Source organism: Okeania sp. SIO3I5 (assembly GCF_010672085.1).
In the GTDB taxonomy this organism is placed as follows: Bacteria; Cyanobacteriota; Cyanobacteriia; order Cyanobacteriales; family Microcoleaceae; genus Trichodesmium.
Genome location: NZ_JAAHHT010000027.1, coordinates 43,861 through 61,032, shown reverse-complemented (window position 1 = coordinate 61,032; position 17,172 = coordinate 43,861). Strand labels below are relative to the sequence as shown.

At 36.0% G+C, this 17,172-nt stretch carries 8 protein-coding genes; all 8 read left to right on the top strand.

Annotation, left to right across the window (positions count from 1 at the left end):
- Positions 1-1,460 precede the first annotated feature (1,460 nt).
- The gene (locus F6K40_RS08575; RefSeq protein WP_293134222.1) at positions 1,461-2,198 is read left to right on the top strand and encodes a Stp1/IreP family PP2C-type Ser/Thr phosphatase; all 738 of its coding nucleotides are present in this window, start codon (positions 1,461-1,463) and stop codon (positions 2,196-2,198) included.
- Positions 2,195-3,475 (top strand): anhydro-N-acetylmuramic acid kinase, encoded by a 1,281-nt coding sequence (locus F6K40_RS08570; RefSeq protein WP_293134153.1) that lies wholly within the window; start codon positions 2,195-2,197, stop codon positions 3,473-3,475. Before F6K40_RS08575 ends, F6K40_RS08570 begins: the two co-directional genes overlap by 4 nt.
- Before the next feature lie 378 nt (positions 3,476-3,853).
- On the top strand, positions 3,854-4,369 hold the full coding sequence (locus F6K40_RS08565; protein WP_293134151.1) for a DinB family protein: 516 nt from the start codon (positions 3,854-3,856) through the stop codon (positions 4,367-4,369).
- Between the two features lie 1,772 nt (positions 4,370-6,141).
- Positions 6,142-7,476 carry a P-loop NTPase fold protein gene (locus F6K40_RS08560; RefSeq protein ID WP_293134149.1) on the top strand — a complete coding sequence of 445 codons (1,335 nt, stop codon included), beginning with the start codon at positions 6,142-6,144 and terminating at the stop codon, positions 7,474-7,476.
- Entirely contained in the window at positions 7,455-7,679 is a 225-nt protein-coding gene (locus tag F6K40_RS08555) for a hypothetical protein (RefSeq protein WP_293134147.1), read from the top strand. The genes F6K40_RS08560 and F6K40_RS08555 overlap by 22 nt, the downstream gene beginning before the upstream one ends.
- A 311-nt stretch (positions 7,680-7,990) precedes the next feature.
- Positions 7,991-14,584, top strand: coding sequence for an nSTAND1 domain-containing NTPase (locus F6K40_RS08550; RefSeq protein WP_293134145.1), 6,594 nt, complete (start codon positions 7,991-7,993; stop codon positions 14,582-14,584).
- Positions 14,585-14,637: 53 nt separating this feature from the next.
- The gene (locus tag F6K40_RS08545; protein ID WP_293134142.1) at positions 14,638-14,928 is read left to right on the top strand and encodes a ribbon-helix-helix domain-containing protein; all 291 of its coding nucleotides are present in this window, start codon (positions 14,638-14,640) and stop codon (positions 14,926-14,928) included.
- Positions 14,929-15,191: 263 nt separating this feature from the next.
- Entirely contained in the window at positions 15,192-15,827 is a 636-nt protein-coding gene (locus F6K40_RS08540) for a Uma2 family endonuclease (RefSeq protein WP_293134139.1), read from the top strand.
- The last annotated feature ends 1,345 nt before the right edge of the window (positions 15,828-17,172 follow it).

Genomic DNA, 17,172 nt, shown 5'->3' with positions numbered 1-17,172 from the left:
GTCTTAGTATTAATAACTTATGAGAAATTTAGATCAGTCTTAGAACGAGTCTTATTCAGAACGCCCTCATCAAAATATTCTGCTTTCTCTCCCCCCAATTATCAAGATTTTTTCCAGAGAAATTAGAGCTAACAAATTTTCCATTTTTCCCGAATCCCGACTCCCAAAAATTATCTTTCCACCGATTCCCTATTCCTGAATAGCTGTAATTTGATTGGGCAGAAAATAGTAGAGAATTAACTACAAAGATTTCTAAATATCGCCCCTAATAAATCATGTCTTATATTAATAATTGATTAGAGATTTAGAGTCCCCTTAGATCGAGTCTCATTCAGAACGCCGTCATCAAAATATTCTTCTTTTTAGAACTAACAAACTTTCCCTTTTTCCCTATTCCCTACTTCCTAAATTTTTGACTCTGGTTATTCACAACTGAGTCAGAAAAATGTGCTTCTTTCTCGCGCCAGAATTATGAAGAATTTTGCCTAGGAAATTAGAACTAACAAGTTTTCCCTTTTTCCCTATTCCCTACTTCCTAATTTCCTAAATTTTTGACTCTGGTTATTCACAACTGAGTCAGAAAAATGTGCCTCTTTCTCGCGTCCGAATTATGAATATTTTTTCCAGGGAAATTAGAGCTAACAAATTTTCCCTTTTTCCCTACTCCCTACTCCCTAAATTTTTGACTCTGGTTATTCACTAACTGAGTCAGAAAAATGTGCTTCTTTCTCGCGTCCGAATTATGAAGAATTTTGCCTAGGAAATTAGAGCTAACAAATTTTCCCTTTTTCCCTAATCCCTATTCCCGAAAATTATCTTTCCACCGATTCCCTATTTCTGAATAGCTGTAATTTGATTGGGCAGAAAATAGTTGAGAGTTAACTACAAATATGTCTAAATATCGCCCTTAATAAATTAGGTCTTATATTAATAATTTATGAGAAATTTAGATCAGTCTTAGAGGGAGTCTTATTCAGAACGCCCTCATCAAAATATTCTGCTTTCTCGCCCCCGAATTATCAAGATTTTTTCCAGGGAAATTAGAGCTAACAAATTTTCCCTTTTTCCCGAATCCCGACTCCCAAAAATTATCTTTCCACCGATTCCCTATTCCTGAATAGCTGTAATTTGATTGGGCAGAAAATAGTAGAGAATTAACTACAAAGATTTCTAAATATCGCCCCTAATAAATCAGGTCTTAGTATTAATAACTTATGAGAAATTTAGATCAGTCTTAGAACGAGTCTTATTCAGAACGTCCTCATCAAAATATTCTGCTTTCTCTCCCCCCAATTATCAAGATTTTTTCCAGGGAAATTAGAGCTAACAAATTTTCATTAATTTTTAATCCCATTCTAATGCTACAATTGAATCGGAACTATATTAAACCAGGATATTAATTATATTAAGTGGATAATAAATCTCAAAACCAGACAAAAGCAATTAAACTAAGTTCTACTATGGAACCAAAGTTCACAGGTATTGGCACTACCGATACAGGTAGCGTTCGTTCAATTAATCAAGATTCTTACTATGTAGCTCCTGAAGGACACATTTTTATCGTCGCTGATGGTATGGGAGGACATGCAGGTGGTGAAGAAGCAAGTAAAATTGCTACAGAAATAATTAAAACTTATCTACTTGGTCATTGGCAGGATACCATAGAATCACCCCAGTTATTAGAAGATGCCTTTATTCAAGCAAATCAAGCAATCATAGATGACCAGCAAGAACATCCCGAACGTTCGGATATGGGTACAACAGCAGTAGTAGCCATTTTCCGAGAAGAACAACTTTGGTGTGCAAATGTGGGTGACTCTCGTCTCTATAGACTTCGCGGCGAAACTCTAAAACAAGTTACAGAAGACCAAACTTGGGTAGCTCAGGCAGTGAGAAGTAATGCTATAACTGCAGAGCAAGCTAGAACTCATCCTTGGCGTCATGTACTTTCTCAATGTCTGGGTAGGGAAGATATGGGTAATGTAGACCTCTTATCTCTAGATTTTCAACCAGGCGATCGCCTCTTACTTTGCAGTGATGGATTGACAGAAGAGTTAGCCGACCCCATCATAAGTTCTATATTAAGTTCTGATAATGATTCTAAATCTATTGCTCAAGAATTAGTAGATACTGCTAAGGATAAAGGAGGCCGTGATAATATTACAGTGGTCATTGTTACTGTGGGAATAGAAAAATGACCAAAGTTATTGGTTTAATTAGTGGCACTTCGGTGGATGGTATAGATGCAGCTTTGGTTGATGTGACTGGTGGTCAAACAAATTTAACAGTAGAACTACTGGCAGCAGCTACTTATCCTTACCCAGAGAATTTGCCCTCCCTAATTCTTGATGTTTGTTCTGGTGCATCTCTCTCAATGGCTGAGTTGGCTGAACTTAATGATACTATTGCCCAAGAATTCGCTACGGCAGCATTGACAATTAACCAAAAATATGCTAAGAAAGCAGAACTAATTGGTTCCCATGGTCAAACTGTTTACCATCGTCCACCATCTCAACAATTAGGCTATAGTCTACAGTTAGGCCGTGGTGAAGTAATTGCTAATTTAACAGGAATTCCGACTATTAGTAATTTTCGAGCTGCCGATCTTGCTGCAGGGGGTCAAGGTGCCCCTTTAGTTCCTTGTGTCGATCTTCATTTACTGAGCCACCCAGAATATACTCGCTGTATACAAAATTTGGGTGGAATTGGTAATGTAACTTATCTAAAAAGTCAAAAACAAGAAGAATTCAAAATTCAAAATTCAAAATTCAAAATTCAAGAGGAATTAGTCACAACTTTAACTCCTCTAAAAATTCAAAAGTCAAAAGTCAAAAGTCAAAAACAAGAGGAATTAGTAACAACTTTAGCTCCTTCTCAAGAAGTTTTAGGTTGGGATACAGGACCTAGTAATACATTATTAGATTTAGCAGTAAAACATTTTTCCCAAGGAAGTAAAACTTACGATAAAAATGGAGAATGGGCAGCAAGTGGGAGACCATGCCAAGAATTAGTAGAAACATGGTTAAAACAAGACTTTTTCCAACAGAAACCTCCAAAATCTACAGGTAGAGAATTATTTGGGAAAGACTATTTATTTAACTGTCTTAATGATGCAGAAAAATATAATTTAAGTTCTGCCGATATACTGGCAACCCTCACAGAATTAACAGCAGCTTCAATCAACCATAGCTATAGAAATTTCTTACCAAGTTTGCCAGACCAAATATTATTATGTGGCGGTGGTAGCCATAATTTATATTTAAAAGAAAGGATAGAAAAATTATTAGCACCAATACCAGTAATAACCACTGCTGAAGTGGGAGTAGATGTAGATTTTAAAGAAGCGATCGCCATGGCAGTTTTAGCTTATTGGCGTTCCTTAGAAATTAAGAGTAATTTGCCAGAAGTTACAGGAGCAAAAGCCAAAGTCATGTTAGGAGAAATTCATCAACCAATTACAAGGAATAGGGAGTAGGGAGTGTGGGAAGTGTGGGAGGTGTGGGAGGTGTGGGAAGTAATAACAATTCGTAAAAATTATGATGTCAGTAGCTCTAAAGACTCTCCGACACTGAAAGAAAAATCGACAAATTTTGGTTAATTTCCCTATCTTCTTATCCTTTCATATAAAATTTGGTTATTCAATAATTACAAAATTACTTCCTCTTAATGCAGATGTTCTATTGAATACGAATTTAAAAATTCAATAGTTTAAATCCTTTCTTTCTCCTGACTCCTGACTCCTGACTCCTGACTCCATATCCCTTTCTCCCTAAATCGTTAACTTATAACATTTTGAAATAATCCTAGTAGGGAATAGGAAATAGGAAACTGCTGTAAAATAAATGGTTGAAAAATGAATAAAACCGATTATTTTCAAAGATTATCCCAATATAATTATTGGATGAACGAAAAAATCTATCTAGTTTGTGAATCAATACCGGATTCAGTACGTCGGGAAGATAAAGGAGCATTTTTTAATTCCATTCAGGGTACACTTAACCATATTTTATTAGCAGATAAACTCTGGTTAAGTCGCTTTCAAAATTATACTTTTGAGATCGAATCATTAAGACAAGAATTAATTGCTGAATTTAATTTATTGTGGCAAGAGCGTCAAAAAATTGACCGAGAAATTCAGACCTATATAGATTCATTAACAGAAGAAAAGTTAGCAGAATCTTTGACTTTTACAAGTAAGTCTCAGAAAGGAGAATGTAACTTTCCATTGTGGCATTTACTTCTCCACTTTTTCAATCATCAAACTCATCATCGCGGTCAACTTACTACTTTAATTAGTCAATGTGGTAAAGATTTTGGAGTAACAGATTTATTATGGTTGCCAGAAGCAGAATTGACAAACAGGGAGTAGGCAGTAGGCAGTAGGGAATAGGAGAAAATAATTGATTTCCTGTGCATGATTATTAGAGGTGTCTCAAGTAAACGCTCAAAAACTTATCATCTCATTCTGTAAAGCTCCTAAAAAATTTCGCCGAAGGGGTTGCGAATCGCCAAAAACTCTGATAATCTGAAGATTAGAAATGTTAGTTGTGGCAACTTGTCCCTACACATGACTTTTTATTCAACTAAAAAATCAGTAAGGTTGTAAGGAAGATATAGTTCTGAGTATTACCAGATTCAGAGCGATCGCCCTGATTATGACTACTGGTTATTAAACCAATTTCAGAGATATGGAAGTAGGGAGTAGGCAGTAGGGAATAGGAGAAAATAATTGATTATTTTCGAGGGATAATTGATTTCCTGTGCATGATTATTAGAGGCGTCTAAAGCAAACCCTCAAAAACTTATCATCTCATTCTGTAAAGCTCCTAAAAAATTTCGCCGAAGGGGTTGCGAATCGCCAAAAACTCTGATAATCTGAAGATTAGAAATGTTAGTTGTGGCAACTTGCCCATACACATGACTTTTTATTCAACTAAAAAATCAGTAAGGTTGTAAGGAAGATATAGTTCTGAGTATTACCAGATTCAGAGCGATCGCCCTGATTATGACTAATGGTGATTGAACCAATTTTAGAGATATTGGAAGTAGGGAGTAGGCAGTAGGGAATAGGAGAAAATAATTGATTTCCTGTGCATGATTATTAGAGGCGTCTCAAGTAAACGCTCAAAAACTTATCATTCTATGAAGCTCCTAAAAAATTTCGCCGAAGGGGTTGCGAATCGCCAAAAACTCTGATAATCTGAAGATTAGAAATGTTATTAGGGGTAACTTGTCCCTATGCATGATTTTTTAGTTGAATAAAAAGTCAGTAAGGTTGTAAGGAAGATATAGTTCTGAGTATTACCAGATTCAGAGCGATCGCCCTGATTATGACTACTGGTTATTAAACCAATTTCAGAGATATGGAAGTAGGGAGTAGGCAGTAGGGAATAGGAGAAAATAATTGATTTCCTGTGCATGATTATTAGAGGCGTCTAAAGCAAACCCTCAAAAACTTATCATCTCATTCTGTAAAGCTCCTAAAAAATTTCGCCGAAGGGGTTGCGAATCGCCAAAAACTCTGATAATCTGAAGATTAGAAATGTTAGTGGGGGTAACTCGCCCATACACATGACTTTTTATTCAATCAAAAAATAAGTAATGTGGAAAGGAAAAGATAGTTCTCAGTGTTACCTGATTCAGAGCGATCGCCCTGATGATGACTACTGGTAATTGAACCAATTTTAGAGATATTGGAAGTAGGGAGTAGGCAGTAGGGAATAGGAGAAAATAATTGATTTCCTGTGCATGATTATTGGAGGCGCCTCAAGTAAATCCTCAAAACTTATCATTGTGTGAAGCTCCTAAAAAATTCCGCCGAAGGGGTTGCTAATCGCCAAAAACTTTGATAATCTGAAGATTAGAAATGTTACTGGGGGTAACTCGCCCATACACATGATTTTTTATTCAACTAAAGAATAAGTAATGTGGAGTGGATCTAGATTTTCAAGAGGCGATCACGTTTGCAGTTTTAACTTGTTGGCGCTCTTGATAAACTCCCCGTAATTTGCCAGAAGTTATAGGAGCAAAAACTAAAGTTATGTTAGAAGAAAAAGAAGTAATTATTAATTATTAATTGTCAATTATTAATTATTGAAGTAAGTCTTGTTAGATTAAATTTAACTGAAGATTAAAAATATTATGGAACTAGATTTACAGAAATTTTATCAAGTAACAAACCCCAGTCAGGTTCTAAAAGCAGATAGTCCAGAAGACGAAAAATATTACATAGATTTTTCCCAAGTGCGCGGGGGTAAAATCATTGAAGAATTTAGAGATAATATTACATTCTTTTCTCCAGAAGAACCGACTTGTGAACTATTTACAGGTCATATTGGTTGTGGCAAATCCACAGAATTATTACGACTAAAAGCAGCATTAGAAAAAGCAGAATTTCATGTCGTTTATTTTGAATCTTCTCAAGATTTAGAAATGGGAGACGTTGATATTGGAGATATTATGTTAGCGATCGCTCGACGGGTAATAGAAAGTATTGAAAGTTTAGAAAAAATCACTTTACCTCAACTAAGAGGTTTCCAAAGAATTATTGATGGAGCAACCAGACTTTTACAAACAGAAATAGACTTGTCTGCTGAAGTAGCATTGCCTTTAGGAATTGGTAAAATTACCGCTAAAACTAAGAAGAGTCTAGAACTTCGCAAGAAATTGAGAGATTATTTGGAACCACAAACAGAGAATATTCTGGAAACTATCAACACAGAACTAATTGAACCTACTGTCGAGAAGTTAAAGCGATATGGCAAAAAAGGTTTAGTAGTAATAGTCGATAACCTCGATCGCGTAGAAAATATAATTAAACCAGGGGGTCGCCCTCAACCTGAATACTTATTTGTAGATAGAGGAGAAAATTTACGGCAACTCAAATGTCATGTTATCTATACTATGCCTCTGTCTCTAATGTTTTCCAATGATTACAATAGACTAACCAGTCGTCTAGCAGTGGAACCGAAAGTGCTGCCAATGGTGCCTGTGAGACTGCGAGATGGTAATGAATGTGCTTTGGGAATGAAAAATTTACGGCAGATGGTTTTGGCGAGAGCATTTCCTGACTTAGATCCTGAAGTGCGACTCGGTTTAATTTCGGAAATTTTTGATGCACCAGAAACACTCGATCGCCTCTGTCAAATAAGTGGCGGCCATGTTCGGGAATTATTACAATTGCTGCGTGGTTTAATAATGAAAGAACGGAAACTGCCACTTTCTCGTGAATTTTTAGAAAGAGTTATTCAAGATAAGAGTAATCAAATGAAGTTGGGGGTTGATGATAAAGAGTGGGAGTTGTTGCGTCAAGTACAACAAACTCAAGAGGTGAAGGGTGACAAGGAATATCAAATTCTGATTGGTACTAGGTTGGTGTATGAATATCGGGATAGTCAGGGATCTTGGTTTCAAGTGAATCCAATACTAGCAGAATTGGGCAGCTCACACGGATTATGGCACGGATCTGCGGATTAAGAGTTAGGCAGCTCACACGGATTATGGCACGGATCTGCGGATTAAGAGTTAGGCAGCTCACACGGATTATGGCACGGATCTGCGGATTAAGAGTTAGGCAGCTCACACGGATTATGGCACGGATACACGGATTAAGAATTAGAAAGTTCACACGGATTATGGCACGGATACACGGATTAAGAATTAGACGGATTAAGAATTAGGAAGATAAGGAAGACAAGCACTTCGCACAGTTTGAGGTATGCACCCATCCGTGTATTCGTGGCCGAATCCGAGTCTAGCCCCTTAGCGATGCACCCATCCGTGTATTCGTGGCCGAATCCGAGTCTAGCCCCTTAGCGATGCACCCATCCGTGTATCCGTGGCCGAATCCGAGTCTAGCCCCTTAGCGATGCACCCATCCGTGTATCCGTGGCCGAATCCGAGTCTAGCCCCTTAGCTATGCACCCATCCGTGTATCCGTGGCCAAATCCGTGTCTTGCCAACCTTAATAATTAATGGAAAATATAACAAAATGATAGAATTAAACAACCCAGAAAATCTTTCAGAGAAAAATCAAAATTCTTTAGAGCAATTAGCCTTTGCTCTTAATGTTGGAGGTAAAAATTTTTCTCTGATTTTAGCTCGTTGTAATTTCCAAAATTTGCAACAAGAAATCATACAAATACTAACGAATATCTGTTCTGTAAAAATTCAACAACTGCACTTAGAATCTTCGGCGATTACTCTCTATAGCACTATTGAAAAACAAATCGGAAAAGAACAACCGGAGGCTTTAATAGTATCAGGTTTAGAGTCAGCAAAAGCAATTGATAAACTGTTGATAAGTGCTAATAAAATTCGAGGAGAGTTTAGCGATAATTTTCACTTTCCATTGGTGCTTTGGGTGACTGATAATGTGTTAGCTGAAATGATTCGTTTAGCTCCAGATTTTTATAGTTGGGCAGCCACAGTTGATTTTGAAGCTTCCACTGATGATGTAGTTAATTTTATTCAGTTAACTACGGAGGATATCTACAAGAAAACATTGGAGTCTGGGGAGATTTTTGTTGACAATAATAGGTTTGATAGTGCAACAGTTATCCAACTCAAGGCAGCTTATCAAGAATTACTAAAAAATGGTGTCGTATTACCGTCAGATTTATCAGCAAGTCTAGAATTTTCTCTGGGTATATTAGCAAATAATTCGGCAGAATCTCGGCAACATTATGAGCAAAGTTTGAAGCTATGGCAACAAACTAATAATTTGGTAAAACAAGGATATTTATTATTTTATTTGGGTTTATGGTGGCGAAATTATGCTGATATAAATCGCCAGGAATATCAGGAAAGTTGTCAACGTGCAAAAGGTTATTTTGAGGAATGTATAGATTGTTTAGAATTTGATAAAAGAGAGGATTTAGTTGGTAGATTTATTAATTATTTAGCAGAAGTTAATCATCGACTTTTGGATTGGGATGAATTGGAAAAAGTTGCGTCAAAAGCTTTAAATATTCATCAAAGTCATCAAACAAAATTTAGGATAGCTAGAGCTTATGGATTTTTAGCAGAAGTTAAATCGAATCGGAAAGTTTGGCATGAAGCTCAAGAATTAGCTGACAAAGCATTGTCTTTTTTAGAAGAAGCTGTTGCTGAAATATCAAATTCTGGAGAGACATTTAATCAAGTATTAGATTGGGAGCTTCACTATCATAAAGGTTGGTATTTATTTTCCTTAGCTAAAGCTCAAAAAAATCTTGACCGATTAGAAACAGCTATTACAACTTTAGAAGATGCAAAAAAGATAACTAAGCCTGATTACGACCCCGAACTTTATCAGTTGATTCTGAAAGAATTGGGAAGTTGCTATTTCGACAAAGGAGATTATTTAACGGCATTTAATCAAAAACTAGAGCAACAAAAAATTGAGACTCAATTTGCTATTAAAGCTTTTATTGGAGCCGGGAAATTACAGCCAAGAAAACAACGATTAAATTTAGGTTTGTCAGGGATTGAAAAATCAGAAAATATAACTCAAGAAATAGCTACTTCTGGCAGGTTGCCAGATGTGGAAAAATTAGTAGAGCGGATTAAAGTTTCTCATCATAGATTCACAATTTTGTACGGCTCTTCTGGAGTTGGTAAAAGTTCTTTAGTGGAAGCTGGATTAATTCCAATTTTGAAAGGAGACTCTGTAGATACGAGAGATATTTTGCCAGTTTTGCAGCAAGTTTATACTGATTGGAAACAAGACCTTGGTGATAGTTTAGAAAAGGCTATTTCAGAGTTGGAAAATAGGGAATACGATCCCCCTAAATCCTCCTTGGAAAGGGAGACTTTGAAGAACATTGAAAATCCTCCTAAATCCCCCTGGGAAAGGGAGACTTTGAATAATATTGAAAATCCCCCTAAATCCCCCTTGGAAAGGGAGACTTTGAAGAACATTGAAAATCCCCCTAAATCCCCCTTGGAAAGGGAGACTTTGAAGAAGATTGAAAATCCCCCTAAATCCCCCTTGGAAAGGGAGACTTTGAAGAAGATTGAAAATCCCCCTAAATCCCCCTTGGAAAGGGGGACTTTGAACACTTCTCCCTCAGAAAGGGGGTGCTGTGAAGACTCTTCCCTTGGAAAAAGGTACGTTGAAAATCCTCCTAAATCTCCTTTAGAAAGGGAGTCTTTGAAGAACATGGAAAATCCTCCTAAATCTCCTTTAGAAAGGGAGTCTTTGAAGAACATGGAAAATCCCCCTAAATCCCCCTTGGAAAGGGAGACTTTGAAGACTTCCCCCTCAGAAATAGGGTGCTTTGAAGACTCTTCCCTGAGAAAGGGGTACGTTGAAAATCCCTCTAAATCTCCTTTAGAAAGGGAGACTTTGAAGACTCCTCCTAATGATGAGTTGCTGGCAATTTTAAAAGCCCAAGAAAAGCAGAATCGGACGACAGTTTTAATCTTTGACCAATTTGAGGAATTTTTCTTTAATAATAAGGATATAAATAGCCGTCAAGAGTTCTATAAATTTCTCCAAAAATGTCTGCAAATATCTTTTGTAAATGTAATTATTTCTCTGCGGGAAGATTTCATTCATTATCTTTTAGAATGCAATCGAATAGTAAGTTTAGAGCTGATTAATAACGATATTCTCAGTAAAAAGCATATCTATTATATTGGTGATTTTTCTATCGCAAATGCTAAGTCTGTAATTCAAGGAATAACAGCTCAAACTACTTTTACTTTAACTCCAGAACTAATAGATGAATTAGTTAAAGATTTAGCAGGAAATGTGAAAAATGTCAGACCAATTGAATTACAAATTGTGGGGTCGCAGTTACAAAATGAGAATATTACTACTTTAGAAGAGTATCAAGAAAGGGGTCCGAAAAAAGCTTTTGTAGGGCGGTATTTAGAAGAGGTAATTAAGTATTGTGGACCGGAGAACGAAAAGTTAGCAAAAGTAGTTTTATATTTCCTCACAGATGAGAATAATACTCGCCCGCTAAAAAGTCGGGTGGAGTTAGAGGAATATACAGAAAAACCGGAACGGATGGAATTAATTTTGACTGTTTTAGTTAAGTCTGGTTTGGTGTTTAGAATTCCCGCAAGTCCGTCAGATAATTATCAATTAGTTCACGATTATTTGGCATATTTTGTCAGGAAAGAAATGTCCGAAATGGCTCAGATATCTGTTGAATTGGAGAAGGAAAGAGAGCTGCGGAAACAGACAGAAAAAATGTTAACTGAGGCGTTACGAAAACAATTAAATACTGCCCGTCGTGCGGCTATTACTTTAGGGGGAATGGTTCTAACAATAGGAGGAGTTGCTATTGCTGCTACGTTATTCGGAGTTAACACTTATTTGTCAGGTTTAAGTGCTGCTTCTAAGGAAAATACAGAATTAGATCGGTTAGTATCTGCTATTCAAGTAGGAAAGAAATTAAAATGGTTATCTTTAGCAGCAACTCCAGGAACTAAACTGCAAGTTTTGTCAGAATTAAGTACAGCAATTCAGGAAGTAAAAGAGTTTAATAGATTTGAAAAACATAATGATGATGTAACTCATGTTAGTGTTAGTAATGATGAGAAAATGATTGCTACAGGAAGTAAAGATAATACGGTAAAAGTCTGGTCAGTTGATGGTAGTGAAGAAGAGACAACTTTTGATGAACATAGGGATGATATTACCCAGGTTGACTTTAGTTCTGATGGTAAAATGGTTGCTTCTGCTAGTAAAGATAATTTGGCAATAATTAGATGGTTGGATGATAGTAGAGAGCCTATTTCTTTACCACATGATGATGATGTATTGGATGTTAGTTTTAGTCCAGATAATCAATTTGTAGCTACAGGTTGTAAAGATGGAAAAGTGCGAATTTGGAGTTTAAAAGATGGTACGGAAGTTGATAGTTTTGACAGACATAATGCTCCTGTTGCCCACGTTACTTTTAGTCCGAATGCTAAAATTGTTGCTTCTGCTGATGATTATGATAATGTCAAGCTTTGGTTTATTGATGAGGAAGAAAAAGATGTAAACATCAAGAATTATACTACTACTGATATTAAGTTTCTAGATAATGAAACTGTTATATTGTCTAGTCGAGGCAATGATTTTAAAGTTTATAAAGTTGATGGAAAGCTGATTAAAAGGTATGGTGAATCTTTAGCAGATTACGAGCATAATATTATTAGTGATGATCGAAAATTTATAGCTACTGTTGATGATAATGATGATGATGTAGAAATAAAAACAGTAAAACAGAATATCAATATTTCTACAGGTAAAAACACTTCTCTAGACAGTCATAAAGAAAGTATTTCTCATATTAGTTTTAGCCCCAATAATAAATTTATAGTATCAGCCAGCAAAGATGACACAGTAAGACTTTGGAAACTGGATAATTGGTGGAAGTTTTTTTATCATCACGGAGATGGAAATTTTTTGGCTAAAGAACAGAAAAGTAGTTTTGATAAACTCTTAAATGCAACTATTACTCCAGTCAATCAAAGCGCTGTAAAAGTAGAAATTTGGCAGAATAGTCGAAGTTTAATAGCACCTATAATTATGGAAGAATTTGCTTATAATTTGAGTTTTAGCCCTAACAATAAAAATTTCATTACTAGCACTTTTTTTGACTATACTTATGCTCCAAATTTATCAAATATTGAGCGTGGAAAAATAGTTTCAAAAAACAACATTGATTCAGTGAAAAATATCAAAATTAGCCCTGATGGAAAAACAATTGCTGCTATTGGTTATGATAATAATGATAAGTTTATTTATTTATATAGTAGAGAAGGAAATTATATAAGAAAATTACAACATAACCAGGTAGAACAACTCTATTTCAGTCCAGACAGCAAAACTCTAGCTTCTATAAGTGAAAATAAAATTAGGTTTTGGAGTCTGAATGGCAAGTCAATCAGCCCTTTTGAAGGTCATAATGAAAAAATACAAAGAACTATTATAAGTAGAGATAAACAATTAATTGCAACTATAAGCCATAATCAAATAAAACTCTTGAATCTTAATGACAAATCAGTTATCAATTTAGGCGGGCATTATGGAAAAGTTGAAGAGATAATTTTCAGTCCAGATAGTCAGATTATTGCTTCTATTGGTGATGATAATTATGCTAAACTTTGGAGGAGGGATGGTACTGATATTCGCAAATTAGAACACAGAGATCAAGTAAAAAGTTTGTCTTTTAGTCGTGACAGTAAGAAGATTATTACTCTTAGCTACAACGAAAACAGACCGGAAAATAGTACGATTAAATTGTGGCAAAGCGATGGAACTACAATGAAGCAAAAAGATGGGACTCCAATGAAGCAAATTGATGATTACGGCATTAATAATTTTCAGTTGAATCCAGATGGTAATGTAATTGTTTCTACTTCTAATAATTTTGTTAAACTTTGGAGTCTTGATGGAAAATTAATTAAAGTGATCAAGGGACATTATGGAGTAATTAATGACATAGAGTTTAGCCCTGATGGTAAAATAATTGCTACAGCTAGTGACGATAAAACTATTAAGCTTTGGAGTAGCAAGGATGGTCAAGAAATAAAAACTCTTCGAGGGCATAAATACCCTGTTGAATCTATAGAATTTAGCTCTAGTGGAAACATCTTTGCTTCTATTGATGATGATGGTGACTATACTAAGGATAAAGAGACAATCATTTTTTGGGATAAAAAAGGTAATAGACTCAAAACCATAGAGGGAGACAGAATGAGTTTTCAAAACGAGAATAATACTATTACTTCTATTAGTTACAGTCCAAAGTGTGGAACTCTGATATTTTGGGAACGCGATGGCAAAAAACTAGAAGTTCCTGAAGAGTCTCAATTTTGTGAAGAGTTTTCTAGAATTCTAGGTTATAGTTACGATCGCCAAACAATAGCTTGGGGTAAAAGAGAACATCTTCTGAGACTTTGGAATCTTGATGGTGAATTAATCAAAACGCTCAAAGCTGATAATGTTTGGGTGAATAGTGTCAGTTTTAGCCCTGATGGAACAAAAATTGTCTCTGGTGGCGGCGATAAAATTATTAAAATTTGGAACAGCAAGAATGGTGAACAAATAAACACTATTGAAGAAAAGGATGAAGTAAACACTGTAAGTTTTAGCCCCGATGGTAAAAATATTCTCTCTGGCAGTGATGATAAAACGTTAAAACTTTGGAGTTTAGACGGAAGACTTATTCACACTTTTAAGGATCATACAAATGTAGTTACCAAGGCAATTTTTAGCCCTAATGGCAAGATTATTGCTTCAGTTAGTGATGATGTAATATTGTCGGATAGTAAAACTAAGGAAATCAAAAAACGGATTAAGAATGACAAGTCCGTTAAGAGCATCAATTTCAGTTCTGATAGTAATATCCTAGCCATCGAACACGACAATGGCAAAGTAACACTCCATCTACTCAATGGCATATTTACCAAAAAAACCCAACTCTACACAACCAATTCATTCTTAGGCGAAAAATTTAGTCCTGATGGGAAAGCGATCGCTGTACAAAACCAGTCAGGAGTCCTACTATTAAACGCAGACTTAGACGATCTACTCAACCGTGCTTGTAACTGGGCGAGTGCTTATCTCAAAACCACCAAAAATAATCTTTGCGATTAAGACCAGATTCAAAAATCCTACAATGTTCATTAACTTCATTATTATTGGAACGTATGGAAAACCTAACAATTTCTCTACCTGACTCCCTGCGAGTCTACGTCGAAGAACAACTACAACTTGGTAGTTATAAAAATGCCAACGAGTATTTTATTCTCCTAGTGCAGCAAGAGCAACAACGCCAAACCAAGCAACGCTTAAAAACAAAATTAATCGAAGGCATAGAATCTGGCACTGCCGAACCCATCACTGCACAAGACTGGGATGAAATTCGTCAAGCAGTGCGAGAAGCAGTTGCCCAAAGTCAAGAAAAATCAAATCTTTTAAATAACGAGCGCTCGATATAAAACAGGACTTACGCAAATTCTTGGACAATACGCTATCTGTAGAGGGCGAATGCCATTCGCCCCTACAATATCTTTAAATACTGAATATAGCAGTCGAAACAAAGGTTAGGACAGTTATAAATCCTGTTTGCGCAGCATTCCGTAGGAAAACCCTTTGATAGTCTGCTGTTCCCTGTTCCCTGTTCCCTATTCCCTAGCGCGTAGCGCTATAACACCGATGTTACCAGATTTGATATAACTGATAACTCATAACTGAAATACCCATGAACAAAACCCAAACTCAAATACCCACAGACACTTGGATAACTGCCACCTGGCAAGAATACATCCAAACCATTGAAAACTCCAGTTACGAAAAAGCCAAAAGTTACTACAACAACGGAAAATTCCGAATCGAAATGTCACCAGCAAACAAGCACAGTAAAGACCATATAGTTATTACTACCATAGTTAACTTATTTGCGATGGCAAAAAGGATTAAGGTAGATGGCAGAAATGAGTGTACTTATCGCAAAACAGGAATTCGAGCGGCTCAACCAGACGCTTCCTATTATTTTAGAGAAAATGCAGATGTAGTTTCTTGGGAAGCATCTACTATTGACCTAGATATTTATCCTCCACCAAATCTAGTTATAGAAGTTGCCAATACTTCCCTTGCTGATGATAAAGGGGAAAAGCGTTTGTTGTATGAAGCAATGAATGTTGCTGAATATTGGATAGTTGACGTGCAGAAGGTAGAAATTATTGCCTTTGCCATTGCTAATCAAGGCAGTCAAAGAATTAACCAATCTCAAGTTTTGCCTGGTTTAGCAATTTCTTTATTAGAGCAAGCACTGCAACGTAGTCGTCAAGAAAATCAACTCGAAATTTACACCTGGTTATTCAGTCAGTTTCAATAGCAGGGAACAGGGAACAGGGAACAGGGAACAGGGAACAGGGAGAATAGTTTAAAAAAAATTTTCCCTGTCTCAGATTCATCAGTCTATGTTCTAACCAATTTTTTCTTAACTTCAGGATTTTTATATAACGAGCGCTCGATCTTAAATAATCTTTCTGAAAAACCAAAATTTATGACAACAAAGCCACTCATAAGGGAATAGGGAATAGGAATGAGAAACATTTCCGCACTCTAACCAATTCTTTCTTAGCTTCAGGATTTTTAGATAGCGATCGCTCGATCTGAAAAAATCCTGCTATAACAGGACTTACGTAAAGAAACCGGGTTTTTATGATAAATCGTTGTTTTTATAATAGACATCGGCTTTGTTGTAATAGCCATAGAAAATCCGTTCCGCTTTTCGGTTGCCAGAGCCGACATGAAAGGCGAACCTAGTGACAGCTATATCACCCTCTTTCTATAGATTGATGTTTGATTCATTTATTGGCCAATAGTTAAATCGCTCAAAGCCTTTCCAGGTATAAGTTTCAGCCTTTTTTTAGTGCAAGAAAGAAAATATTGATGTTTGATTCATTTATTGGCCAATAGTTAAATCGCTCAAAGCCTTTCCACGTATAAGTTTCAGCCTTTTTTTATATCAAAGATCGATGTTTGATTTATTTCAGGACTTACGCAAAGAAACCCGGTTAAGAAAGTAAATCATTGTTTTTGACAATCAACATCTACGAGAAACCGGGTTTCTGGGTTCCCATGGCTTTAGTCCTGTTGATTTCCTGTTTGGATTATTGGATATCTCGAAAGTAAATGCTCAAGAATTATCATTGTGTGAAGCTCCTAAAAAATTGCGCCGAAGGGGTTGCCTTCCACCAAAAACTCTGATATTTTAAAAATAAGAAATGTTAGTGGTGGCAACTCGCCCATACGCATGATTTTTTATTCAACTCAAAAAAATCACTGATAGATAATTGAAAATTTGATTTCCTGTTTGGATTATTGGATATCTCGAAAGTAAATGCTCAAGAATTATCATTGTGTGAAGCTCCTAAAAAATTGCGCCGAAGGGGTTGTCTTCCACCAAAAACTCTGATAATATCAAAATAAGAAATGTTAGTGGGGTTAATTCGCCCCTACACATGATTTTTTATTCAACTCAAAAAAATCACTGATAGAAAATTGAAAATGACTCAATGAAAAAAAGAAGAGCTATTCACTTTTGAAGTTTTAACTGTCGATAACTCTTCAATCTCGGCTGTGTAGGTAGTTTTTACGTTTCGTTCCTAAATCCATCCGTGTATCCGTGGCCAAATCCGTGTCTAGCTGCTTTCCTACTTCAAATGAGCAATAGT

Bases quoted from the DNA above. Each gene is read 5' to 3' on its own strand.
- F6K40_RS08575 (WP_293134222.1), top strand. From the start codon at position 1,461: ATGGAACCAAAGTTCACAGGTATTGGCACTACCGATACAGGTAGCGTT.
- F6K40_RS08570 (WP_293134153.1), top strand. From the start codon at position 2,195: ATGACCAAAGTTATTGGTTTAATTAGTGGCACTTCGGTGGATGGTATA.
- F6K40_RS08565 (WP_293134151.1), top strand. From the start codon at position 3,854: ATGAATAAAACCGATTATTTTCAAAGATTATCCCAATATAATTATTGG.
- F6K40_RS08560 (WP_293134149.1), top strand. From the start codon at position 6,142: ATGGAACTAGATTTACAGAAATTTTATCAAGTAACAAACCCCAGTCAG.
- F6K40_RS08555 (WP_293134147.1), top strand. From the start codon at position 7,455: ATGGCACGGATCTGCGGATTAAGAGTTAGGCAGCTCACACGGATTATG.
- F6K40_RS08550 (WP_293134145.1), top strand. From the start codon at position 7,991: ATGATAGAATTAAACAACCCAGAAAATCTTTCAGAGAAAAATCAAAAT.
- F6K40_RS08545 (WP_293134142.1), top strand. From the start codon at position 14,638: ATGGAAAACCTAACAATTTCTCTACCTGACTCCCTGCGAGTCTACGTC.
- F6K40_RS08540 (WP_293134139.1), top strand. From the start codon at position 15,192: ATGAACAAAACCCAAACTCAAATACCCACAGACACTTGGATAACTGCC.